This is a genomic window from Methylorubrum aminovorans (assembly GCF_022179725.1).
In the GTDB taxonomy this organism is placed as follows: domain Bacteria; phylum Pseudomonadota; class Alphaproteobacteria; order Rhizobiales; family Beijerinckiaceae; genus Methylobacterium; species Methylobacterium aminovorans.
In genome coordinates, this window is the sequence record NZ_BPRC01000004.1 from 249,394 (window position 1) to 271,579 (window position 22,186).

The 22,186-nt window shown below is 70.1% G+C and carries 18 protein-coding genes and 1 pseudogene; 12 read left to right on the plus strand and 7 right to left on the minus strand.

Features of this window, described 5'->3' with window-relative positions; translation table 11 throughout:
• Together MFF24_RS09075 and MFF24_RS09080 are read right to left on the minus strand one after the other, a co-directional pair.
• A complete protein-coding gene (locus MFF24_RS09075; RefSeq protein WP_238224081.1) occupies nt 1-891 on the minus strand; it encodes a hypothetical protein in 891 nt (296 codons plus the stop codon).
• A 5-nt stretch (nt 892-896) separates the two neighbouring features.
• Nucleotides 897-1,355: a hypothetical protein gene (locus tag MFF24_RS09080; protein ID WP_238224083.1), complete on the minus strand. Its 459-nt coding sequence runs from the start codon at nt 1,353-1,355 to the stop codon at nt 897-899.
• A gap of 169 nt (nt 1,356-1,524) precedes the next feature.
• On the opposite strand from MFF24_RS09080, the gene MFF24_RS09085 reads away from it, so the two are divergent.
• Complete coding sequence (locus MFF24_RS09085) at nt 1,525-4,458, plus strand: phosphoenolpyruvate carboxylase (protein WP_238224085.1); 2,934 nt, start codon at nt 1,525-1,527, stop codon at nt 4,456-4,458.
• A gap of 36 nt (nt 4,459-4,494) precedes the next feature.
• On the opposite strand, the gene MFF24_RS09090 is transcribed toward MFF24_RS09085, so the two are convergent.
• A complete protein-coding gene (locus MFF24_RS09090; RefSeq protein ID WP_108942263.1) occupies nt 4,495-4,749 on the minus strand; it encodes a hypothetical protein in 255 nt (84 codons plus the stop codon).
• A 316-nt stretch (nt 4,750-5,065) separates the two neighbouring features.
• Between MFF24_RS09090 and MFF24_RS09095 the strand changes: the two genes are divergently transcribed.
• From MFF24_RS09095 to MFF24_RS09125, 7 genes are all read left to right on the plus strand, one after another.
• On the plus strand, nt 5,066-5,269 hold the full coding sequence (locus MFF24_RS09095) for a hypothetical protein (protein ID WP_166060993.1): 204 nt from the start codon (nt 5,066-5,068) through the stop codon (nt 5,267-5,269).
• Between the two features lie 145 nt (nt 5,270-5,414).
• Entirely contained in the window at nt 5,415-5,765 is a 351-nt protein-coding gene (locus MFF24_RS09100) for a hypothetical protein (protein WP_238224087.1), read from the plus strand.
• Nucleotides 5,766-6,192: 427 nt separating this feature from the next.
• Nucleotides 6,193-6,672: a (2Fe-2S)-binding protein gene (locus MFF24_RS09105; protein WP_108943105.1), complete on the plus strand. Its 480-nt coding sequence runs from the start codon at nt 6,193-6,195 to the stop codon at nt 6,670-6,672.
• The gene (locus MFF24_RS09110) at nt 6,669-9,020 is read left to right on the plus strand and encodes a xanthine dehydrogenase family protein molybdopterin-binding subunit (protein WP_238224089.1); all 2,352 of its coding nucleotides are present in this window, start codon (nt 6,669-6,671) and stop codon (nt 9,018-9,020) included. Before MFF24_RS09105 ends, MFF24_RS09110 begins: the two co-directional genes overlap by 4 nt.
• Before the next feature lie 340 nt (nt 9,021-9,360).
• A complete protein-coding gene (locus MFF24_RS09115; RefSeq protein ID WP_238224091.1) occupies nt 9,361-11,031 on the plus strand; it encodes a methyl-accepting chemotaxis protein in 1,671 nt (556 codons plus the stop codon).
• 130 nt (nt 11,032-11,161) lie between these two features.
• Nucleotides 11,162-11,548 (plus strand): hypothetical protein, encoded by a 387-nt coding sequence (locus MFF24_RS09120; protein ID WP_166060989.1) that lies wholly within the window; start codon nt 11,162-11,164, stop codon nt 11,546-11,548.
• A gap of 170 nt (nt 11,549-11,718) precedes the next feature.
• Nucleotides 11,719-12,864, plus strand: coding sequence for a sensor histidine kinase (locus tag MFF24_RS09125; RefSeq protein ID WP_238224094.1), 1,146 nt, complete (start codon nt 11,719-11,721; stop codon nt 12,862-12,864).
• A gap of 41 nt (nt 12,865-12,905) precedes the next feature.
• On the opposite strand, the gene MFF24_RS09130 is transcribed toward MFF24_RS09125, so the two are convergent.
• Nucleotides 12,906-13,175, minus strand: coding sequence for a hypothetical protein (locus MFF24_RS09130; protein ID WP_108942251.1), 270 nt, complete (start codon nt 13,173-13,175; stop codon nt 12,906-12,908).
• A gap of 308 nt (nt 13,176-13,483) precedes the next feature.
• Here MFF24_RS09130 and MFF24_RS09135 point away from each other — a divergent pair, with 308 nt between their 5' ends.
• Complete coding sequence (locus MFF24_RS09135) at nt 13,484-15,217, plus strand: pyrroloquinoline quinone-dependent dehydrogenase (protein WP_238224119.1); 1,734 nt, start codon at nt 13,484-13,486, stop codon at nt 15,215-15,217.
• 21 nt (nt 15,218-15,238) lie between these two features.
• Here MFF24_RS09135 and MFF24_RS09140 read toward each other — a convergent pair whose 3' ends face one another.
• A complete protein-coding gene (locus tag MFF24_RS09140; RefSeq protein WP_238224095.1) occupies nt 15,239-15,754 on the minus strand; it encodes a hypothetical protein in 516 nt (171 codons plus the stop codon).
• Between the two features lie 502 nt (nt 15,755-16,256).
• On the opposite strand from MFF24_RS09140, the gene MFF24_RS09145 reads away from it, so the two are divergent.
• Nucleotides 16,257-17,360, plus strand: coding sequence for an efflux RND transporter periplasmic adaptor subunit (locus MFF24_RS09145; RefSeq protein WP_238224096.1), 1,104 nt, complete (start codon nt 16,257-16,259; stop codon nt 17,358-17,360).
• A 2-nt stretch (nt 17,361-17,362) separates the two neighbouring features.
• Nucleotides 17,363-20,539, plus strand: a complete 3,177-nt coding sequence (locus tag MFF24_RS09150) for an efflux RND transporter permease subunit (RefSeq protein ID WP_238224098.1) — start codon at nt 17,363-17,365, stop codon at nt 20,537-20,539.
• 115 nt (nt 20,540-20,654) lie between these two features.
• Here MFF24_RS09150 and MFF24_RS09155 read toward each other — a convergent pair whose 3' ends face one another.
• Nucleotides 20,655-20,906, minus strand: a complete 252-nt coding sequence (locus MFF24_RS09155) for a hypothetical protein (protein WP_166060984.1) — start codon at nt 20,904-20,906, stop codon at nt 20,655-20,657.
• Nucleotides 20,907-21,003: 97 nt separating this feature from the next.
• Here MFF24_RS09155 and MFF24_RS09160 point away from each other — a divergent pair, with 97 nt between their 5' ends.
• Complete coding sequence (locus MFF24_RS09160) at nt 21,004-21,954, plus strand: LysR family transcriptional regulator (RefSeq protein ID WP_238224100.1); 951 nt, start codon at nt 21,004-21,006, stop codon at nt 21,952-21,954.
• A gap of 138 nt (nt 21,955-22,092) precedes the next feature.
• On the opposite strand, the pseudogene MFF24_RS09165 reads toward MFF24_RS09160, so the two are convergent.
• A pseudogene (locus MFF24_RS09165) lies at nt 22,093-22,186 on the minus strand (IS5/IS1182 family transposase); the annotation flags it as partial.

Here is a 22,186-nt window from a genome sequence, read left to right on the forward strand (position 1 = left end):
TCAGGGAATCGCCCCCTGCGGCAGGGCCGAACCCGGCGCGCGCGGCGGCGGCGCGCCGGGAGGCGGCTTCACGCCCGCGGCTTTCGCGGCCTCGCGCGCCGCGGCCTTGGCGGCCTTCTCCGCCTTCTCCGCCTCCGCCGCGACGGCCTCGGGCGTGGGCGCCATGCGGCGGGCCTTGGGCGGCGGCAGCAGCTTGCCCGAGGGCGCGGTCCCGCATTCGCGGAAGCGCAGCTCAGCCAGCGGCTCGCCGGTTTCGGCGTTGATCGGCAGGCTGTCGGGAAGCGCCACCAGGGAGGGGTTCCACTGGATCTTCCCGCCGATGGTCCCCTCCAACGTCGCTGGCGATCCTCCGCGGCGAAGGGAGAGCAGGTCCGGCCCGTAGGCGGTGGCGACCTTGCCGGCGAGCACGACCTGGAGCACGCGGGTGACGTCGGGCGTGAGCGGGCGCAGGGGGTTGTCGATGGTGATGGTGCCGCTGCGCGTCACCCACAGATCGAGATTCTTGGCCCCCTGATAGCGGACCGCCTGGTCCGGCTCGCAGACCACCGGCGGCGCGGCGAAGTTCGTCGCGGCGGGCGGCGGGACGGCGACGGGAGCCGGATCGGCCGCGGGCGCCGCCGCGGCCGGCACAGCGGCGGGCTTCGTGTCCACGGCTTTCGCGTCCGCGGGCGCCGAGGCCGCGGGCGTGGCATCGGGCTTCGCTTCGGGCTTGGCCTCCGGTTTGGGCTTGGGCCGCGGCTTCGGCTTCGGCTTGGGTTTGGACTTCGGCGCTTCCGGCACGGCCTCGGACTCGGCGGGGGCCTCGTCCTGCGCGCGGGCGGTAGGGATCGTCGCCGGGGCGATCGCCATCCACGCCGCCGCGAGGGCGATGATCGGGACGGTCCGTCTCATCGGGCTCATCGGGCCGGCCGGTCCTTCGCCTCGGAGGGCGGTGTCGCGTCGGGCTCCAGCGCCTGTTTCAGCGCCCGGTTCTGCTGGTCGAGAAGTTGATCGAGCATCCGGCTATCGAGTTCTTCCGCTTCGAACCTTCTTGATGGCCCGGCGCCGCGCACGCCCGCCGCGCCGTCCACCACCTCCCCCTTGATGATCCGACCCTCGATCACGGGCCCCTCGGCCATCCGGCCGCCCATGACGTGGGCATCGAGGACGTGGGCATCGAGCACCTGCGCCCCGCGGTCGATCGGGCTGGGTTCGGTGGCGGTCAGCACCTTCGAGACCTCGTCCGCGTTGTCGGCCCATTCCTCCTCGCGGGGAAGGCGCAGGGGAGGCTGGCGCGGCCCCTTGGAGAGCGTGACCACGAAGATGCAGGCGAGCAGGGTCGCCGCCACCGCGGCCAGGATCACCAGGGTCTCCATGATCGGAGCGACCCTAGACCGGATCACGCGCCGTTGCACGCGTCGGGGACAAGGAGCTTTGATACGGGGTCCCCTGCGGGAACGGTCCTTGCGTCGCGGGCCGAAGGGTGAGAACCGCGTGGGCGCCGCCGTCCGACGGTCCCCGACCGCGCACGACCAGGAACGCTCGATGCCCCTCGAAGACCCCCGCTTCGGCCAAACGCAACCCGCGGATCGCACCTTCGAAGGTCGCGAACCGGCCGATCGCGACCTGGAAGCCGAGCTTCTCGACCTCGTCGCCCGCACCCGCGAGCAGGCGAGCGAGGATCCGTTCCGCAACCCCGTCCTGGCCGTCACGCTCGCGATCACGCGGCGGATCGACCGCGACGAGATCGGGGAGGCGGATCTCGATGCGCTGCTCGCCACCCTGCGGCGGCGGGCGCTCACGGCCCGCGCCGAGCGTCTGCGCGCCTATGTCGGCCTCGATGCCGACGCATCGGCCGGGGAGCCGGCCGCCGTGGTGGATCTGGCCAACCGGCTCGTGGCGGCGGTGTCGCGGGGCTCGGGCGATTTCGAGACGTTCCGCGACCGCGTCGGCCGCACGGCTTTTGCTGCGGTGTTTACGGCGCATCCCACCTTCGGCATGCCGCGGGCGGTGGCCGAGCGGATCGCGCGGGCCGCCTCGCTCGCGGATGCCGACAAGCGCGCCCCGATCATCGGCGAGGCCGCCGCCCGCTCGACCCGGCCCGACCCGAAGATCAGCCTCGACGATGAGTTCGAGCAGGCCTGTGTCGCGGCCAACCACGGCCGCGCGGCGATCGATGCCTTCAACGGCGCGATCCTCGACGCCGCCCGTGCCCGCTGGCCGGACCGCTGGACCGAACTGGTGCCCAAGCCACTCGCCATCGCGAGCTGGGTCGGCTGCGACACCGACGGCCGCACCGATATCGGCTGGTGGGACACGATGCGCTACCGGCTGATCTCGAAGCGCATGCAGTTCGACCGCCTGCTGCGCGATCTGCCCGACATCGCCGCCACCCGCGTCGTGCGCGAACTGACCGCGGGCGCGCGCGACGCCGTCGAGCGCCAGCTCGCGGGTGCGCCGCTGCTCGGCACCAAGCCGTCCCTGGAGGCGGTCCACCGCTTCGCGCTCGCCCTCATCATCGAGCGCGAGCGGGCCCAGACCGATGCCGGGCCGATCCTCGCCGGTCTCGCCGCCGCGCTCGGCGCCGCCGAGTCGGACGCGGATCGCCGCGCCATCGCCGTGCTGCGCTCCGGCGTCGCCGCCCACGGTCTGTCGAACGCCCTGCCGCATTTCCGGCTCAACGCCAGCCAGATCCACAACGCGGTGCGCCGGGTCATCGAGCTGGAGGGCGAACCGGCCGACGCGGCGCAGCGCCGCTCGCACCTCTCGGCGATCAACACGCTCCTCAACGACGTGCGCCCGGTGCCGGTCGATTTCGGGGCGCTCGCCGCCGAGCGCGCCTCGGCCGCGCGCCTGATGATGACGATCACCCAGATCCTCAAGCACGTCGACGGCACCCATCCGGTGCGCTTCCTCATCGCCGAGACCGAGACCGGCTACACCCTGCTCGCGGCGCTCTGGCTCGCGCGCCACTACGGCATCTCCGACAAGCTCGAAATCACGCCCCTGTTCGAGACCGCGAGCGCTCTCGAACAGGGCATCCGCGTGCTCGACGATGCGCTGCGCAACCCGCACTGGCGCGCCCACCTCAAGCGGCTCGGCCGGCTCTCCGTCCAGTTCGGCTACTCGGATTCCGGGCGCTATGTCGGGCAGTTGGCCGCCACCTTCTGGATCGAGCGCCTGCGCCTGCGCATCACCGAGCTGATGACGCAGAACGGGCTGTCCGAGATCGAACTCGTCATCTTCGACACCCACGGCGAATCGATCGGCCGCGGCGCCCACCCGACATCCCTGCGCGACCGCCTCGCCTATCTCGCGCCGGAGGATTCGCGCCGGCGCGACGCCGCGGCGGGCATCCGCGAGCGGCTCGAATCGAGCTTCCAGGGCTCGGACGGCTACCTGATGTTCGGCTCCCCCGAACTCGCCGGCGCCTCGGTGGCGCGCATCGCCGAGCACGTCTTCGCCGACGCGCTGACCGAGGACGATGCCTTCGCCGACTACGCACTCAACGACCGCACCGCCGCGCCCGCCTCCGACCCGATCTACGAGGAGGCGGACTTCGCCGCCGAGTTCTTCCGCGTCGTCCGCCAGGACATGGAAGCCCTGGTCGACGACCGCGGCTATGCGGCGCTTCTCGGTACCTTCGGCCCGAGCCTGATCGATCGCACCGGCTCACGCCCCGTGGCACGCCAGTCGGATGGCGGCGGCCCGGCCGCAATCACCCATCCGCGCCAGATGCGGGCGATTCCCAACAACGCGATCCTGCAGCAGCTCGGCTATCTCGCCAACTCGCTGCACGGCGTGGGTCGGGCCGCGCACCGGGCGCCGGAGCTGTTCCGCCACATGCGCCAGGATTCGGTTCGCTTCTCCCGCGCCTTCCGCCTCGTGCAGCACGCCGCCAGCGTCGGCGACCTCGACGTGATGCGCGCCTATATCGATACCCTCGACCCGGCGGTGTGGCTGGAGCGCGCCCGTCGCACCCGGCGCGACGCACGGCGCGACGAACTCGTCACCATCGCCGCGGCCCTGGAGCGGCTGAACCTCGCCCCCGACCTGCGCCGCCTGTTCGGCCGGCTCACCCGCGACGGCCTCTTCCTCCAGGCGGCGGCGCCGGATCTGGCGACGATGTCGACCCGGCTCGCCCTCCTCCACGCGATCCGCCTCGCGCTGATCCACCGGATCTGGTTCCTGGCCGCCCACATCCCGAATTTCCGGCCGCAGGCGGGCCTGACCCGCGAGATGCTGCTGGAGCGCTTCCTGCGCCTCGACATTGACGGCTGTCTGAAGCTGCTCGACGAGATCTATCCGGTGACGCCCGACCCGACGCTCGGCCTCAATTTCGGCGAGCCGCCGGGCCCGCGCGACGTCGGCACCTACGAGACCGAGCACAACACTCTGTTCGGTCCGATCCGGCGGATGTTCGAGCGAGTCCGCGAGATCTCAGGCATCATCCAGCACGAGGTCGGCGCCTTCGGCTGAGGAGGGAGGGCAGGGGGCTGTCGCCCTCTGCCGGTCTCAGTGCTTCATCATGCTCTCGTGGCTCTCGAAGCTCGCATCGGGCTCGACCTTACCGGCGAAGCGGGCCAGCCGGCTCAGGCTCGGCTCGGCGAGGCCGCCGGCATTGGCGTAGGTGGCGAGCGCGAAACTCACCAGAAGCTCGGCTTCCTCGTGGGTCATGGCCCGGCCGCTCAGGGTGCTGGCCGCTCCGCGCACCGCGAGAGCGGCCTGGCGGAAGGCGGGGTCGTTCTTCAGTTCGTCCAGGCGACTCATCGGGCGTCCTCGGGGCCGTTCTCGGTATTGTGTCGTGCTGCCGGCGCGGCCGGCGGTGCGGGCTCGTTCGTGAAACGCGCCAAGTGGACGCGCGAGGTGAACGCGCCAAGTGAACGCGCCAAGCGCCGTCCCGTCTCCGTCGGGGCCGGCGCCGCAGCGTCCAGCCTATGCGCGGCTTAAGTGAATTGGGTCCGAACGGAAACACCGCCCCCCTCGGGAAGGCGGCCGGTTGTCTTGTGCCGCCTCTCGCCATCCCTGCGGGCAATGATAGATTCGCCATTCGTTTGGCCCGCGGGGCGCGAGGGGAGGGCGAACCATGGAAGCGATCGGCGAAGGCATCGACCGGGACGAGACCAACATGCCCGCCTATCTCGACGGCCGCCGGGCTGCCGAGCGGCAGGAGGACGCGGAGGCCAACCCGCATGCGGCGGGCTCGGACGAGCACCGCCTCTGGCGGGCGGGTCACGCCTCGGTGACGGCACCCGACATCGTTGCCGACCAAATCGGCGATTTCGCCTGAGCCGCGGCCCCGGAACCATTGCTCGAAGCGAGCGTCTTCGCCTCGGCCCGTCTCGTGAGCGTCCGCCACGGCGCCGCGCCGAAAGGGTCGGAAGCGGTGGGGCGTCGTGACGGCAAATCCTGAGAAGCGGCGCGGAGAAGCGGCGATGCGGGTGCTGGAAACGCCGGATGGGCGCTACATCGTCGTGCACGGCCGGCTGTGGCGGCGCCACCGGCCCGACCTCGAACCCGTGCAGCGCGACCGCCTGGTCCGAGACCTGATGGACGCCCGCCGTGCGGTGCGGGCTGCCAAGCGTTCCGGCGAGGCGGCGGCGCCTGCTCGCGCACGGGCGGCGGTGGATGCCGCCAAGCACGGGCTCGGCGAGCGCGGGCCGGTCTGGTGGACCGACGGCGCGCCCGACCATAACCGCCGCATGATCGTCAACACGCCCTACGCGGATTGGTACGCCGGCTTGCCCGAATCCGTCAAAGCCGAGCACGACCGCCGCAGGGGGTAGGGCAGAGCGACACAACATTTGCTGCCATGTCCGTGTGTGGGACCGCACAGACGATTTCGAGGTTTCGCTCACATCGCGCCCGAGTCCTCGTGTGGGGCCCTAAAGCATCGGACACGACTGTGTCGTGCGATTGCCACAGCCTCCCAGTTCTGATTAATTCCAGATAAGAAATGCAGTCGAGGCCGTCTGACGGCCTCCGCATCGTCGCGGCGGAGCGACAACGCCGCCCCCGCGACTGACAACAGGCACACCTAAGAGCCGGACGGCTTCGCCCGCGAACCGGCCGCCACGGCACCGCTCCACCCGCCCGTCGGGCCCCGGATCGGTCCCGGTACGGCATCCATGGGGAACGGAAGATCGATCCGGCCGCCGGGCGCGCATTTCAGCCGCTCGTGCGCCCTCCCTTCTGAAACGGCAGATGGCAGCGATGATAAAACTCACGGTCAACGGAGCCGAACGCAGCTTCGACGGCGATCCCGAAATGCCGTTGCTCTGGTACCTGCGCGACGAGCTCGGCCTCACCGGCACCAAGTTCGGCTGCGGCATCGCCCAGTGCGGCGCCTGCACGGTCCATCTTGGCGGCACCGCCGCGCGGGCCTGCATCACCCCGGTCTCGGCGGCGGAAGGCCAGGAGATCACGACGATCGAGGGACTCTCCCCCGACGGCAACCACCCGGTCCAGGTGGCGTGGCGCGACCTGAACGTGGCCCAGTGCGGCTACTGCCAGACCGGTCAGATCATGCAGGCGGCCTCGCTCCTCAAGGACAGCCCGAAGCCGACCGATGCCCAGATCGACGAGAACATGAGCGGCAACATCTGCCGCTGCGGCACCTATCCGCGCATCCGCGCCGCGATCCATCAGGCTGCCGGCCAGACGGCGCCCGCGAACAAGGGAGAGCGCCTGTGATTCACGAAGCCAAGCTGATGGCCGAACTCGCCGCCTCCCAGAACGATGCCGGCTCGGTCCGGCTCGACAATGTCAGCCGCCGCGGCATCCTCGGCGGCATGGGCGCCCTGGTGCTCGCCCTCTCGCTCTCGGACCGCGCCAAGGCCGACGAGGGCCAGACCGAGGAGCAGAAGGCCAAGAAATTCGGCGCCGACGGCATGCCCAACGGCTGGCGTGACGACCCGAAGGTCTTCGTCGCGATTGCGCGTGACGGCACCGTCACCGTCACCAACCACCGCTCCGAGATGGGGCAGGGCGTCCGCACCTCGATCGCCTTCACCGTCGCCGACGAACTCGAGGCCGATTGGTCGAAGGTGAAGGTGGTCCAGGCCTGGGGTGAGGAGACCCACTTCGGCAACCAGGACACCGACGGCTCCCGCTCGCTGCGCCACTTCTTCCAGCATTTCCGCCATGCGGGTGCCGCCGCGCGGCTGATGCTGATCCAGGCCGCCGCCAAGCAGTGGGGCGTGCCTGTCGGCGAGGTGAAGGCTGAGGGCCATGTTCTGACCCACGCCAAGTCCGGTCGTAAGCTCGGCTACGGCGACGTGGCCGAGGCGGCCGCTGCCCTGCCGGTGCCGGCGCGCGAGAGCGTGCAGCTCAAGAAGCCGGAGGCCTTCCGCTACATCGGCAAAGGCAAGATTGGCCTCATCGACAACCACGACATCACCACCGGCAAGGCGATCTACGCCCTCGACGTGAAGCTCGACGGCATGCTCTACGCCGTCGTCGCGCGCCCGGCCGTCTATGGCGGCAAGGTCGTCTCGTTCGACGACACCGAGGCCAAGAAGGTCCCGGGCGTGGTCAGGATCCTCAAGATCGAGGGCGGCGAGATCCCGTCCGAGTTCATGCCGCTCGGCGGCATCGCGGTAATCGCCAAGAACACCTGGGCGGCGATGAAGGGCCGCGAGGCCCTGAAAATCACCTGGGATGACGGTCCGAACGCCGGCTACGATACCGACGCCTTCCGCAAGGAACTCGAAGCCGCCGCGCGCAAGCCCGGCAAGGTCGTGCGGGTGGCCGGCGACGTCGATGCGGCGATGAAGACCGCCAAGGCGAAGTTCGAGGCGGAATACTTCGTGCCCCACCTCGCTCAGGCGCCGATGGAGCCGCCGGCCGCGGTCGCCCGCATCAAGGACGGCGCTTGCGAGATCTGGGCCTGCACGCAGGGTCCGCAGGCGGCGCACGACCGGGTGGTGAAGCGCCTCAACCTGCCTGCCGACAAGGTGCGGGTGAACGTGACGCTGCTCGGCGGCGGCTTCGGCCGCAAGTCGAAGCCCGACTACGTGGTCGAGGCTGCCCTCTGCTCGCAGGCCATGGACGGCCAGCCGGTCAAGCTGGTCTGGACCCGCGAGGACGACATCCAGCACAGCTACTACCACACCATCTCGGTCGAGCGGATCGAGGCGGGCGTCGACGACAAGGGCATGCCGGTGGCGTGGCTGCACCGCTCGGTGGCGCCGACGATCGGCTCGATCTTCGCGCCCGACCCGAAGCACGAGCTGCCGTTCGAACTCGGCATGGGCCTCGTCAACAACCCGCTCGCCCTGAAGAACCTGCGCTTCGAGAACCCGGAAGCCTCCGCCCATACCCGGATCGGCTGGTTCCGTTCGGTCTCGAACATCCCGCACGCCTTCGCGATCCAGTCCTTCGTGGCCGAACTCGCGCACGCGGCGGGCCGCGACCCGAAGGACTACCTCCTCGAACTCATCGGCCCGGCCCGGAAGATCGACCCGACCGAGATCGGCGACGTCTGGAACTACGGCGAGGATCCCAAGCGCTACCCCGTCGATACCGGCCGCCTGCGCCGCGTCATCGAGACGGTGGCCGACGGGGCCAAGTGGGGCCGCAAGCTGGAGAAGGGCCGGGGGCTGGGCATTGCCGGCCACTACAGCTTCGTGACCTACACCGCGGTCGCGGCCGAGGTGGAGGTCGACGACAAGGGTGGGGTGAAGGTCCACGCCATCGACATCGCCGTCGATTGCGGGCCGCAGGTGAATCCGGAGCGCGTCCGCTCGCAGATGGAGGGCGCGGTGGTCATGGGGATGGGCCTCGCGCTCACCTCGAAGATCACCTTCAAGAACGGCCGGGCCGAGCAGGCGAACTACGACGGCTACGAGGTCATCCGCATCGACGCCGCCCCGAAGGTGGTGCGGGTCCATCTGGTGCCTTCGAACGACTACGACAGCCCGCTCGGCGGCGTCGGCGAGCCGGGCGTGCCCCCGGTCGCGCCGGCGATCGCCAACGCGGTCTTCGCCGCCACGGGACGCCGGGTGCGCGAGCTGCCGCTGCGCGACCAGCTCAGCACCTGATCCGCTCCCGATCCCGGCCCAAGGTCGGGATCGGTCCTCATCCGAGTTCGCCAAAAGCGCCCTCGACGCGGCCCGTCGTACCTCCCGCGAGGTTCGGCCGGTCGCATCGAGGGCGCTTCTCTTCGTCTCCCGCCGGATCGATTCAGCGTAGGGGTTCCGCTCGATCGTGCCGGCGCACGGCATGATCCTCGCCAACGCCCCCCTGCCGGCTCGCTTCCGAGCTTAGGATTGTATCAGCTGCCGGCATTTTACCCCGGCTTGAACCAACATATTTTACTTATCTTGCATCTTTCGGAGCCAGGATCGGCCTCAAAGCGAGAAACGCCTTGGGGTGCCCTCCATGTTGCCCGTGACGATCAAGAGCCGCCTGATCCTCATGCTGTCGTTCATGGGATTGCTGCTTCTGATTTCGACAGGTGTCGGCAGTCTCGGGCTCTACTTGAGTAACGCGAGCCTCAAGACGAATTTCGAGGATCGGCTGATTCCGCTGAGCCAGTTTCTGGCCATGCGCGACAGCTACGACCACATCATCGAGACCTCGCGCGGTGCTGCCGAGGGACAGAGCCTTCCGAAGCCCGCCGCGGAAGCGATCGAGCGCAGCGCGCGCGAACTCGGCAAGGCGTGGTCCGATTACGTTTCGACCCACCTCACCGACGAGGAGGCGAAGCTCGTGGCGGTGATGCAGGGGCAGATGACTCGGAACGGGGCGATGGTCGCCGATCTCGTCACGCAGTTGACCCGGGGCGATCTCGACGCACACGCCGCCGCGCACGAGACCCTGCTGCTGCGGATGCCGCAATTCCACCAGACCATGTCGAAGCTCACCGACCTACAGCTCCGCGAGAGCCGGGCCGAGTTCGCCCGCTCGCAGGTCGCAGCCAGCTGGTCGGGCGGGGCGATTCTGGCCTGCCTGCTGCTGGCCTGCGGCGGCCTTGCCTACGGCGTCGTGACCGTGGTCGGCGGCGTCGCCCGGCCGATCAAGACCATCACCGGCACCATGAGCCGGCTCGCGGCGGGGGATCTCACGGTCGCGGTCGAGGGGGCGGCCCGACGTGACGAGATCGGAGCGATGGCCCGTGCGGTTCAGGTGTTCAAGGATGCGATGATCGCCCGGCGCGACGCGGACCTGCGCGGAGAACAGGACGCGGAGGCGACGATGCGCCGATCCCGCACCCTCGATCAGGCCATGCAGTGCTTCGAGGTCGAAGTCTCCGGTCTTTCCCTCGCCCTGGCCTCCGCCGCCGGCGAGATGGAGGCGACGGCGCAGGAGATGGCGCGCTCGGCCTCTACCACCACCGAGCAATCGGCGAGCGTCGCGGGCGCCGCCGAGCAGATGTCGGCCAACGTGCAGACGGTCGCCTCCGCCAGCGAGGAGATGGCCTCGTCGATCGGCGAGATCGCGGCACAGGTCGCCCGCTCCTCCGGCATGTCCGACCGGGCGGCCGCCGATGCCGCACGCACCGATGCGATCATCCGCAACCTGTCCGAAGGTGCGGAGAAGATCGGCGCCGTCGTCGGCATGATCTCGAGCATCGCGGGCCAGACCAACCTGCTGGCGCTGAACGCCACGATCGAGGCGGCGCGGGCCGGCGAGTCGGGACGGGGCTTTGCCGTGGTTGCGGGCGAGGTCAAGGATCTGGCCGAACAGACGAGCCAAGCCACCCGGACGATCGCCGCGCAGATCGGCGACATCCAGGGTGAGACGCGGCAGGCGGTGGATGCCATCCAGGCGATCGGCCGGACCATCGTCGAGCTGCAGGCCATTGCCGGCGGCGTGGCCGCGGCGATGGAGCAGCAGGGCGCCGCCACGCAGGAGATCGTGCGCAACGTGGCCCAGGCGGCGCAGGGCACCTACTCCGTGACCGGCAACATCGCGGCGGTGCGGGACGTGGCGGGTCAGACCGGCGCCGCCTCGGCCCGGGTTCTCGCTTCGGCCTCGGAACTCACCCGCCGCTCCGCGCAACTCGGCACCGCCGTGAGCAGCTTCCTCTCGACGATCAAGGCGGCCTGATCGGCGATCCCGGAGACGATGACGCCGCCATGCTCCCGTTGCAGGGGCGGTCTCATCGGCTCATCTGGCAACCCGGACGCGTCCTCGCGGCTTTCTCCGTCGCTATTCGCCACGAAGAGGATGCCCCTCCATGACGCAGGCCGCACGCGCCGCCCTCTGCCTACCGCTTCTCGCAACACTCCTGGCCGGACCGGCCCTCGCCTCGCCCTGCTCTGACCGGATCGCCGCGCTCGACGGACGAGCGAAGGCCGAGGCTTCGGACTCGATCGCCGCCTCGACCGGCAGCAAGACCGTCGCCGCCCATCGCGAGGGCGAGGGACAGACCGGCACCGGCGGGCAGACCGACCGGCGCGAGGCACCCCCCGAGAAGTCGGCGGAAGCCGGCAAGGGTGGGGATCAGGCCCAGCAGGCTCGGGTCGCCCTGGAAGAGGCCCGCGCCGCCGACGGCAAGGGCGACGCCAAGGGTTGCGAGGCGGCCGTCACCCGCGCGGAAAAGCTTCTCGACGCCAAGCCCTGAGACAGAAAGGGCAGGGAAGGGCGCGGCGCGGCGCGGCCGGGCCTTTCCATTTGAATTTCACAATCCATCTCTCATCGAACCCAGACCGCTCCCACATTGCCGACACCGTCGTCTGCAATCGCGCATCGCTTGCGCGAACACACGCGTCCAGGGAACCTTGAGACGACCCCATGACCGAGATCTCGCCGGAGGCCCTGGACCTTCGGCTGCGCCAGCAGGCGATCCTGTCCGATTTCGGCGTGGAAGCGTTGCGCGCCACCGAACTCCTGCCGCTGCTACAGCGGGCGACCGAACTCTGCGCGGAGGGGATGCAGGCCCAGTTCTGCAAGGCGCTCGAATACCAGCCGACCCAGGACGTGCTCCTCGTCTGCGCCGGGGTCGGCTGGGAGCCGGACTGCGTCGGCCGGGCGGTGGTCGGCGCCGACCTCGCCTCGCCCGCCGGCTACGCCCTGAAGACCGGACGGCCTGTCATCTCCAATCATCTGGAGAACGAGACTCGCTTCCGAACACCGGAACTGATGGCAAGCCACGGCATCCGCCGGGCGGTGAACGTCCTCATCACCAATCGGGATGGCCATTACGGCGTGCTGGAGGTGGACGACACCCGCGAGGGCGTGTTCGGCCCGGCTGACATCGCCTTCATGCAGGGCTTCGCCAACCTGCTCGGCAGCGCGATCGAGCGTCAGCGTTCGGAGGCGCAGCTCAAGGTCGCCCTCGAACGGCAGGACCTCCTGAGCCGCGAGATGAGCCACCGGGTCAAGAACAGCCTCGCCGTCGTGGCCGGCCTGCTCGCGCTCCAAGCGCGCGGCACCGAGAACGAGGACGTGAAGAGCGCGCTGGCCGATGCACGCGCCCGCGTCGAGGCGGTGGCCCAGGTTCACGACCAGCTCTGGCGCCAGCCGGATCTCACCCGGATCGATGTGGCCGGCTTTCTCGAAGCGCTATGCGAGAAGCTGACGGAAAGTGCGGGCGCCCATGCGCTGCGCTGTCGGGCCGCCGCGGTGACGATGCCGGCCGATCTTGCGATCCCACTCGGCCTCTTCGTCAACGAACTCGTGACCAACGCGATCAAGTACGCCTATCCCGAAGGTCACGGCGAGATTCGCGTCGAGGCGGTGATGCGGGAGGATGGCGGGTTGACCGTCTCGGTCTGCGACGACGGCGTCGGCCTGCCGCCGGGCTTCGATCCGCTGAAGGCGCGAGCAAGCCTCGGCATGCGCGTGATCGGCAATCTCGCCCGCCAGCTCGACGGCACACTGACGCTGAGACCTGGCAAGGGCGCTCAGTTCGAGCTGCGGATGGCCCCGCGCGTGTGAGCCGGGTCCGGCACGAGGCCGGCCCGGCCTGTCATCGAGGCTCAGTTACCCCCGGCGCCGCTGCTCCCGCCGCCGCCGCTGCCCTGCGGCACCGCGCGCGAGGGCTGATTGGCATTGCCGCCCACCGCCGAATCGGTCTGCACCGTGTCGGCTCCGGTGCTGCCGCGGGGAATCGTGACGTTCGTGTCAGCTCCGGTGTTGTTCTGGCCGCCGACCACGGGCGCACCGGGCCGCGGCGCCGTCGGCGCGGCGGTCTGGGCAAAGGCGGGCGCGGCGAAAACCAGCGTCGCGGCCAGGATCAGAGTTCGCATCAAGTCCTCACATCTGAAGTGGAGCACCCGCTATCGGCGCGTCCGTTGCGCGCGCCGAGGGTCTCTCTCGTGCCCGAACAACGACGCAGACGGGCGTATGGCTCCAAAAAAGTCGTATAGGCCGCGAAGCGATAGCGGTTCGACAGGACTGTCTCTCCCCCCTAACCAGGAAGCGAAGGACAGGGAGGATCTCAGTGAGACGCCACAGGACGACGCTGGCCGAGCCCGCGACGACGCGCCTTGGCCGAGGGTGCGCCGCCGCCGCGCTGCTGCTGTTGCTGCCGATCAATCTGACGATCACCCTGCCGATGCTCGCCGCCGTTGCGCAGGAGACCGGCCGTCCCTCCAGCGACTGGCCGGCTTTCGGACGCGACGCCTCCAATACTCATCATTCGCCGCTGACGCAGATCGACCGCGGCAACGTCGCCCGCCTGCGTCCCGCCTGGATCTTCCAGACCGGCGTGACCGGCTATTTCCAGGCCGAGCCGGTGGTGGTGGAGGGCGTGATGTACGTCTCGACCACGGGCAACCACGTGGCGGCGCTGGAGGCCAAGTCCGGAAAGGTGCTGTGGACCTACACCCACAAGGCGCGCACGGAGAAGATCTTCGGGCCGCCCTCGAACAGAGGGGTCGCCGTGTCCGGCGGCCTGGTCTTCGAGGCGACCATGGACGGACGCGTCATCGCCCTCGACGCGACGACCGGCCGGCTGGTCTGGGACCGCGAGGCGGTGCGCCCGGAGGAGGGCGAGACCGAGACCGCCTCGGCGCTCGCCGCGAGCTTGGGCGAGAAGCCGGTCCAGGGATCGAGTCGCCTCGGCTTCAAGATGCCGCCGCTGGTGGCCGAAGGACTCGTCATCGTTGGGGTGACGGGCGCCGGCTACGGCCTCCATGTCGAGGATGAGCGGGGTGGTCTCGACGGCGGCGCCGTGGTCGGGATCGAGGGCGGCTACGGCCGGCGCGGCTGGCTCGCTGCCTACGACGCGAAGACCGGCGAGGAGCGCTGGCGCTGGTACGTCACCAAGGCCGACGGCTGGGAGGGCGAATTCGCCGAAAAGACCCCGGATGGCATCCCGCTCAACCGCGACATCGCCGCGGAAAAGGACGCGGCACCCCGGCACGCGGACGCCTGGAAGGTCGGCGGCGGCTCGCTCTGGATGACGCCGGCCTACGACGCCGATCTCGGGCTGATCTATCTCGGCACCGGCAACCCGGCGCCGCAGAATTTCGGCCTGACGCGCCCTGGCGACAATCTCTACACCATGAGCCTCGTGGCGCTCGACGCGCGGACCGGGCAGCTCCGCTGGCATTTCCAGCAGGTGCCGCACGAGCAGTGGGGCTACGACGTGGCGAGCCCGCCCTTCCTGCTCGACTACCCCACCGAGCAGGGTCCGGTGAAGGCGGTGGCGCAGGCGAGCAAGCTCGGCTGGATCTACGTCCACGACCGCACGGACGGCCGGCTCCTCGGCAAATCCGCCCCGCTCATCACACACAAGAACCTGTTCGTGCCGCCGAGCCCGGAGGGCACGGTGGTCAGCCCCGGCCCCCTCGGGGCGGTCTCCTGGCATCCGGTGGCCTACGACACGAGAAGCGGGCTGGCCTTCGCCCAGGTGCGGCACGGGGCGGCGACCTACACGGTGAAGACGGCGCCGGCCGCCGGCGGACGCGGCGCGATCCGCTACACCGAGACGGGCGAGGCGAAGGGCGAACCGGCCTTCTCGACGCTGACGGCGGTCGACCTCGCCCGCGGCGGTGCAGTGGCGTGGTCGCGCAAAGCCGGAAGCCGGCTCTCCGGCGGCACGCTCGCCACCGCGGGCGGCCTCGTCTTCTCGGGCGAGGAGGACGGGCATCTCGATGCCCACGACGCCAAGACCGGCGAAATCCTCTGGCGCTTCCAGTGCGGGGCGGGGATCGGCGGGCCGCCGGTCACCTACACGGTCGAGGGCCGCCAATACGTGGCGGTCGCCGCGGGCGGCGCCTCCTTCACCAAGGCGTCCGGCTTCGGCACCGGCGACGCGCTCGTGGTGTTCGCGCTTCCCGATTGATCCGGGCCGCGGGCACCCGCCTCACTCGGCCGAATCGGCGTCCTCGTCCCGGTCGGCCGGCTCCTGCCGGTCGGCCTCCTCCGGCGCCTCGTCGGAGGCGACGGGCGTTCCGGCTGAGTAGAAGTCGCCCCGGCGCAGGGCCTCGCCGCTATTGGCCATGACGCTGAGATAGGTGTTGAGAGTGTTGGGCGCGACGTCGGGCAGGCGCCGCGCGATCTCGGCATGCGACAGGCCCTGCGGCCCGGCGCCTTCCAGAAGGGCCTTCAGCCGACCCTTGGCCGAGTTGGCCCGCGGTCCGCGGCTACCGCGGCCACCGCCGCGTCCCGGACGCACTTCGGCGGAGAACGTCGCGGCGACCGAACCCGCGCCGCCCAAAGCGTCCTCGAGGGGCGCACCTTCCACGATCGCCGCGAGCGACTTCTCCGCCACGCGGAGCTTCGTCAATTCAGCGGAGACGCGCTCGTACTCGGCCTGGAGATGGGCCATCCGCTGCCGGACATCGGCCAGAGCCTTGGCCAGTGTATCGCCTTCGGACATGATCGAGTTAAACCCTCACGGGACGCAGTAAGGCCTACAGCCATAGCCGGAGGTCGCCGTCAACCGAGGGGTCGTGGGCGTCCGTAACTGCGGCGTCTCGGCCTGCGGGGACCGCCTCGACCGACCTCAGCCCTGGGCGGCGCGGACCGGCGGCGGCAGAAGCTTGCCGGATTGGTATTCCAGTGGATGCGGCTTCGGAGGCGGCGCGTTCGGATCAGGCCGCCTTTCATCTGCGGATTGCCCGCCTCTGTCCAGTCGCGAGGGCCGGCTGTGCAGGGCGATCGGGCGCCAGCGGGTGGTGGCGCGATTGATCGCTCGAAGGCGAGGCCGACTTTTCCGCCCGGGTCTTACGACTGTTCCCGATCCATGCTGCCGTAGCCGGCGGATTACGATCATCGCGCCGCTTGTGGGCATCGTCAGCAATCCGGGTAGACCTCGCAAACAAAACCGGGCAAAAGTGGCAAATCGCGCTGGAGAACGCGAGGGCTGAGGAGACGGTGTGATGCGGCGGGTCGTCCTGCCCGTGGGGCTGGCGCTCGGCGTGGGTGCGCTCGGCGCGCTCGTGCTGACGGAAGCCGGATCCGGCCTGCGCGTCAGCGCCGGCCCTGTTTTTTCCGATCTGCGTGATCGGCTGTCCAGCGCAATGACGGCCACGGCACTCCACGCGCCGGCTCAGAACACGCCACCGGTGCGAGTCGCGGTCGAGGGCGGCCGCGCCGTCGTGCGGCTGAGCGACGAGGAGCAGAACCGGATCGGTGTCGAGACGGCGCGGCAGAAGCGGATGGTCCACCGCATCGAGGTGCAGGCCTTCGGCTCGGTCCTCGACCTCGCGCGCGTCACCGAACTCACTAACAGCTATGCCAGCGCCAAGGCGCAATTGCAGACCGCGGAGGCCAAGGCGGAGGTCTCGCGGGCGGCCTATGCGCGGGCGCGCAATCTCGGACAATACGCGACGAAGGTCCAGCTCGAGACCACCGAGGGCAGCTTCCGCACCGACGAGGCGGCACTCGCCGCGGCGCAATCGCAGGTCCGGACGCTGGCGGCCACCGCGCAGCAGGAATGGGGTACGGTGATCGGGCGCGCCATCATCGAGCGCTCGCCCGCCATTACCCGGCTGATCGAGCGCGCCGACTTCCTCGTGCAGGTGACCCTCCCGCCGGGCGAGACGCTGAAGGCGCCGCCGGCCATCGCCCATGCCGAAGTGCCGCCGCAGAGCGCGCGCGTGGCACTGCGTTATGTCTCGCCCGCGACCCGCACCGACCAGCGCATCCAGGGCGTCAGCTACTTCTACACCGTGGCCGGCGACAGCGGACTTCTGCCGGGCATGAGCACCCTGGCCTTCCTGACCTCGGAGCGCGAGACGAGCGGCATCGCCGTGCCCGAGAGCGCGGTGGTGCACTGGCAGGGCAGCGCCTGGATCTACCGCAGCGTCGGCGACGACGCCTTTGCCCGTCATCCGCTGAAACCCGACGCGCCGATCTCGGCCGATGCCTACGTCGTGGACGATCTCGGGCCGGAGGCGGAGATCGTGGTGACCGGGCCGCAGGCCGTCCTCTCCGAGGAGCTGCGAGGGCAGATCCAGGCTTCCGACGCGGACGACGACTGAGCATGCTCGACCATCCGCCCGCGCGCCGGCCGATGCGGGACGAGGCGCCGCCGCCTCCGGCCCCGGCGCCGGCCGGCCTTCAATCTGCCCTGGTCGCCTTCGCCGTGCGCCGGCCCGGCATCGTTCTGGCGCTGGTCCTGGCCTTCGCCATCTACGGCGTCGTGGCGCTCGGTTCGGCCAAGTACGACGTCTTCCCGGAATTCGCGCCCCCCACGGTGACGGTGCAGACCGAGGCGCCCGGCCTCAACCCCGAACAGGTCGAGGTGCTGGTGACGCAGGCGCTGGAGGTCGCGATCAGCGGCCTGCCGGGGCTGGCGACGATGCGCTCGAACTCGATCCAGGGCCTCTCGGTCATCACCGCCACCTTCGCCTCGGGCAGCGACATCTACCGCGCGCGCCAGCTCGTGAACGAGCGTCTGGCCGCGGTGACGGCGCGGCTGCCGCAGGGCGTGCTGCCCCCGACCATGACGGCGCTGACCTCGTCGACGAGTTCGGTTCTCCTCATCGGCCTGACCTCTTCGACGCAGTCGCTGATGGACCTGCGCACGGTGGCCGATTGGCGCCTGCGCCTGCGCCTGCTCGCGGCCCCCGGCGTCGGCGAGGTGCTGGTCTATGGCGGCGACCTCCGCTCGATCCGTATCCAGGTCCGGCCGCAGGATCTGGTGCGCTTCCGGATCGGCCTGAACGACGTGCTCTCCGCCGGCCGCAAGGCGACCGGCGTGCGCGGGGCGGGCTTCGTCGATACGGTCAACCAGCGCATCACCCTGCAGACCGAGGGGCAGTCGCTGACCCCGGAGGCGGTGGCGCGCACCGTGCTCATCAACGAGGGCGGGGCGAGCGTGGTGCTCGGCGATGTCGCCGACGTCGTGGCCGGGCCGGAGCCGGCGATCAGCGCGGCCCTGGTCGACGGGAAACCCGGCGTGCTGCTGATGGTCGGCGCGCAGTACGGCGCCAACACCCTCGATGTGACGGCCGGCGTCGAGGCGGCGCTGGCCGAGATGCGCCCCGGCCTGGAGCGCGACGGCATCTCCTTACGCACCGACCTGTTCCGCCCGGCGAACTTCGTGACGCAGGCCACGAACAACGTGGTCCAGGCGCTCGCGCTCGGCGGAATCCTCGTCGTCGTGGTGCTGTTCGTCTTCCTCGCCGACTGGCGCACGGCGCTGATCAGCGCCACCGCGATCCCGCTCTCGCTGATCGGCGCGGTGCTGACCCTCGGCGCCTTCGGGCAGAGCCTCAACACCATGACGCTCGGCGGGCTCGCCATCGCCATCGGCGAGGTGGTGGACGATGCGGTGATCGGCGTCGAGAACGTGATGCGCCGCCTGCGCGAGAACCGTCGCGCCGCCGTGCCCGCATCCGGCGCGCGGGTGGTGCTCGACGCGATCCTGGAGGTGCGCGTCTCGGTCGCCTATGCCACCGTCGCGGTGCTGCTCGTCTTCCTGCCGGTGCTGGCGCTGACCGGCGTGCCCGGCCGTCTGTTCGCGCCCCTGGCGCTGGCCTACATCCTCGCCGTGCTGACTTCACTCGCCGTGGCGCTGACGGTGACGCCCGCCCTGGCCCGGCTGCTGCTCGCCGGGCGCACCGACCTCCCCGCCCGCGAGCCGCCGGTGAGCCGCTGGGTGCGGAGCCGCTACGTCCGCGGGCTCGCCTGGCTCAACCGTCACCCGCGCCTGGTCATGGCCGGCAGCCTCGCCCTGACGCTGGCGGCGGCCCTGCCGGTTCCGTTCTTCGGCGGCGTGTTCCTGCCCGACCTCAAGGAAGGGCACCTCATCCTGCACATGGCCTCGGCCCCCGGCACCTCGCTGCAGGAGACGCTCCGGCTCGGCGAGCGCCTCGCGGCAGGGCTCAAAGCGGTGCCCGGCGTGCGCGCGGTGGCCCAGCAGGTCGGGCGCGCCGAGGCCGGCTACGATCTCGGCGGCACGCATGACAGCGAGATCCATATCGATCTCGAGCCCGGCCTCGGCGGCGAGGCGCAGGAACGGGCGGAGGCCGGCATTCGCGCACTGATGGCAGCGACCCCCGGCGCGAGCTTCTCACTCAAGACCTTCCTGACCGAGCGCATCGAGGAGGTCGTCTCGGGCTTCACCGCGCCGGTCGTAATCAGCGTCACCGGCTCGAATCTCGACCGGATCGAGGCCACCGCCCGCGATGTCGCGCGCGAACTCGCCGAGGTGCGCGGCGCGGCCGACGTCCAGCTCAAGTCGCCGCCGGGCCTGCCGCAGGTCAATGTGAGCCTGCGCCCAACCGATCTGCGCCACTGGGGCCTCGACGCGATCGAGGTGCTGGAGATCGTGCGCACCGCCTATCAAGGCGATATCGTCGGCCAGGCCTACGAGGGCAACGCCGTGTTCAACGTCGTCGTCGTGCTCGAACCGGCCGCGCGCACGCGGCTGACGACGCTCGGCAACCTGCCTCTCCGCACGCCGAGCGGCAGCTACATCCGGTTGGCACAGGTGGCGGACATCTACGAGACCGCCGGCCGCTACGCCGTCGGCCATATCGGCGCGCAGCGGGTGCGCGTGGTGACCGCGAATGTGGAGGGACGCGACGTCGCCTCCTTCACAGAGGCCGCCAAGCGCAAGATCGCTCGTGAGGTGGCACAGCCCTCGGGCGTCGATATCGGCTTCGGCGGCGCGGCCGAGACGCAGGCGAAGGCGCGGCGCGAACTCGCCCTCTACGCGGGGCTGGCCGGTCTCGGGATCGTGCTGCTGCTCCTCGTCGTCACGGGCTCGCTGACCAACCTCGCCCTCGTTCTTGTCAACCTGCCCTTCGCCTTCGTCGGCGGCGTGCTGGCGGTGGCGCTCAGCGGCGCGGTGATCTCGCTGGGCTCGATCGTCGGCTTCGTGACGCTGTTCGGCATCTCGCTGCGCAACACCATCATGATGATCGCGCATTACGAGCACATGGTGCTGCTGGAAGGGCGCCCCTGGAACGAGGCGGCCGCGATCGAGGGAGCGGCCGACCGGCTGGTGCCGATCCTGATGACATCGCTCGTCACCGGTCTCGGCCTCCTGCCGCTGGCGCTCGGTGCGGGCGAGCCCGGCCGCGAGATCGAGGGGCCGATGGCCCTCGTCATCCTCGGCGGCCTCGCCACCTCGACGGTACTCAACCTTGCCGTGCTGCCGATGCTGGCCCTGCGCTTCGCCCGGTTCAAGCCCGCGGACGCGACGCTGTGATCGGCGGACCGGATGCGGGCAGTGCCCGTAGGATCGGTGCTCGTCAAAAAATGCCTCCGGCGCCGTGCGGCGCCGGAGGGTCATGCGGTACGTCGGTGTGTCTCACGAGGCCGGCTCAGAAGGCGGCCTGCCGGGTCCTCATCTGATCGGCGGGGGTCGCGATCCACTGGACCGAGCCGGGAACGGCGAAGCCGCCCTGGCGGTGGACGGAGAGATCGCTGGTCGCAAGGCCCTGGGTCTGCAGGGTCAGCGCGCCGACAGTCTTGACGTTGTGGGCCGTGCCGGTCTCCTCGGCGCGGGCGGAGGCCGTCGCGAGCGCGGTGAAGGCCAGCGCGGCGGCGGTGAGCGAAAGAACAGTCTTGGACATCGTCATCAGCCTCGTTTTACGGCGGCGGGCTCCCCGTCGCTTCGTGAGACTGTATGTGCTGGGTTGTAGTCCATGAATCAAATGGATCGATTTCATAATGCGCATCGATCACGTGCATCTTGCTCGTCTCGACCTGAACCTGCTCGTCGCCCTCGACGCGCTGCTGACGGAACGCAGCGTGACCCGCGCGGCCGGGCGCATCGGCATCAGCCAGTCGGCGATGAGTCATGCCCTGGGACGGCTGCGCACCGCCTTCTCGGATGAGTTGCTCACGCGGGCGCCCGACGGCATGCGGCCGACGCCGCGGGCGCTCGCACTCATGGCACCGGTGCAGGCGGCGCTCGCGCAGATCCAGGCGATCACGGCGCCGCCGGATGCCTTCGATCCGGCGACCGCCGACCTCACCTTCACCCTCGGCATCCCGGACTCGACAGAGGTTCTGCTGATGCCGACCCTGATCGCGCACCTGCAGGCGGTGGCGCCGGGAGTGAAGCTTCTGCTGCACACGGTCGATCGACACCGCATCCTCGACGACCTCGATACCGGACGGGTCGATCTCGGCATCGGTGTGTTCGAGCAGGGCCAGACGCACCACAAGCGCCGCATCCTCAACAAGGAGAACTACCTCTGCATCTTCAACGCCGAGCTCGTCGGGGTGAGCGCGCCGATCTCGCTCGACGACTACGTGCGGCTGCCCCACCTGCTGACCAGCCTCGTTGAGAGCGCCCACGGCGTCGTGGACGACGCACTGGCCAAGATCGGCCGCAAGCGCGTCATCGCGCTGACCTCACCGCGGTTCTCGGTGATGCCCTTTGTGGTGCGCCAAGCCCCGGTCATCGCCACGATGCATTCCCGGCTCGCGCGCTTCTTCGCCGAGAGCATGGGCCTGACCGTGAGCCCGGCGCCGATCGTCCTGCCGGACGTCTCGATCTCGATGATCTGGCACGCCTCGAACGACGCCGTGCCGAGCCAGCGCTGGCTGCGGGAGACGATCGTGAAGCTGCGCCGCACCGATCGCCGACCCGACACCGACGGCTCTCAGCCCTGAAGCATCATCGAAGGGACGTCGAAGACCAGTCCTCGCTTGGTTCCTCGCGAAAGGCCGGGCGCGACCGATCACGGCACCGGGGCTCGAAGAGTGAAAAGGAATAGAGTTGGGAAGAAGGCGACTAGGTCGCGTGGACAGTTACCGGAGCCATAGGACGATGGCGGCGAGCGTGACGACGGCGGCGTAGTTGCGGGCGGTCTTCTCGTAGCGAGTGGCGACGCGGCGGAACTGC